The sequence below is a fragment of the Rhodococcus sp. (in: high G+C Gram-positive bacteria) genome, from assembly GCF_049286785.1.
GTDB lineage: Bacteria > Actinomycetota > Actinomycetes > Mycobacteriales > Mycobacteriaceae > Rhodococcus_F.
On record NZ_JBAQEO010000450.1, the window covers coordinates 1 to 1,867 of the forward strand.

The 1,867-nt window shown below is 65.6% G+C and carries 1 protein-coding gene; it reads right to left on the minus strand.

The features are described from left to right. On the minus strand, window positions 1-1,318 hold a 1,318-nt coding region (locus WAW17_RS16350; RefSeq protein ID WP_422333996.1), incomplete at its 3' end, for an FAD-dependent oxidoreductase. Window positions 1,319-1,867: the final 549 nt, after the last annotated feature.

A 1,867-nucleotide genomic window follows, 5' to 3' on the forward strand; every position in this document is an offset into this window, starting at 1 on the left:
ACTGCGGGTCGCGATCTCGTGCGGCCTCGGGATTGAACCGGTCGACCGTGCGGAGCAGCCCCACCTCGTCGACCCCGATCTTGCTCGCCAGCTCCGCGAGGGTGTCGGCGTGGTGGAGGTAGTCGGGCACCTCTCCGCCCGGTGTGATGCCGAAGATCCCGAACTTCGTCCAGTAGTTGTGGTCGAAGATCAGCCACGCCGTGGCATTGGGCATGGTGCCCGTCTCCGGGTCGACCTCGCGCATGATCTGTCCGAACTGGTCGTAGGCCAGGGCCTCGTTCGCGAAGCGCTCACCCTTGCTGTTCACCATGATGCTGTGCGGCAGCGCTCGCTCGCCCAGGAACACGCGACTGAGCGGGCGGCCCTCGAGCTCCTCACCGGGCAACTGCACCCCGGGCATCCACCAGGCGTCCTCCATGCCGGTCAGATCAGCGCCCACCTCTTGGGCCAATTGCACCGCGATGCCGTCATGGCCCTTGGGGGAGACCTGCACGCCGAACGGCGCGTCGAGATAGGTCGTGGTGATTTCGGTCGAGCTCTCGAACCCGCCGCTGGCCAGCAGGACACCCTTGGTGGCACGCACCGTGTACTCGACGCCATCAGCCCGTACGACGATCCCCCGCACCCCCGACTCATCCGTGACAAGCCGGGTCGCGGGCGTCTCGACGCGTACGTCGACGCCGTTGCGCAGGCACGCCTCGAGCAGGGCTCCGATCAATGCCGGTCCGGCGAGCCAGACGTCATCGATGCCGATGCCACCCAGCAACCAGAACGGGAGCGGGTTCTTGGCCATGCCCGTCGTCAGGGCCGGTCGCACGAACTTCGCGTCCTCCCCCAGTCCGGCGGGGGAGTACGGGCCGGGGAAGAGTGCCCGACCGACGGACGCGCCGTCGATGTCGGATCGGTAGTCTGGCCAGATCGTCGGGATCCACCCGAAGGAGGTGTGCTCTTCGATGAACCGGGCGACGTGGGGTCCGGTTTCCAGAAACTTCTCGACCAGGTCGTGGTCGAGGATCTGGTCGCGACCTTGGCCGTAGATGTATCGCCGAGCCTGGTCCAGGTCGTCGTTCACCTTCAGGTCCTTGGTCGAGAAGCCGTGGTTGGGGATCCAGGCGGCACCCGCCGAGATCCCGGTGGCGCCCCCGACGATCTCCCGGGATTCGACCACGAGAACTCGTGCGCCCTCCTTGGCGGCGGTGAGTGCCGCCATCAGGCCTGCACCGCCGGACCCGACGATCGCCACGTCCACCTCGTCGGGGATGCCCTTCTGGGACACGTTCCCGATGGAGCCACTGTGCTGAGTCGAACTGCTAACCATGATCCTCCGTACGATCAGTTTCGGTCATGTCCCTCCCCGATCAGAAGGGTGCGACACCTGACATGTAGTTGAACACTCAACCATAGATGCCTATTCCCGTCTGGCATCGTCCTGCGAAGGCCGCTCGGACTCTTCTTGGAACGGTGCCTTACCAGCCCCGTGCAGCCCAGCGCTGACGTACTCATCTGCCGCGCATCAAGCGCCCCCGTTGCGTCGACAAGTGGGCGGGGCGAGGATGCTGGAGCCGATCCTGCCGAGGGATCAATACCCTGAATTGATCACGATCCGTCGTCGGGCATGGTGACCGAATAGGGCATGCTGACCTGCCCGGGCCGGGTTGTCTTCACGCAATACGCCACTGGCGCTGATCGGGGTGCGTGCCGTCGTGGCTGCAGTCGCAACCTGGTGGAACTTTCACCGACAACTGTCACCGGGCACGGTCGGTTCCGTCACGGTGGGGCTCGTCATCTTCGTCGATAGGCAGCTCTTCGTCTGCCACCCTGATGGCGGAGCCGCGCCGGTACCGGCGAGTCCTGCGGTACGACAGCA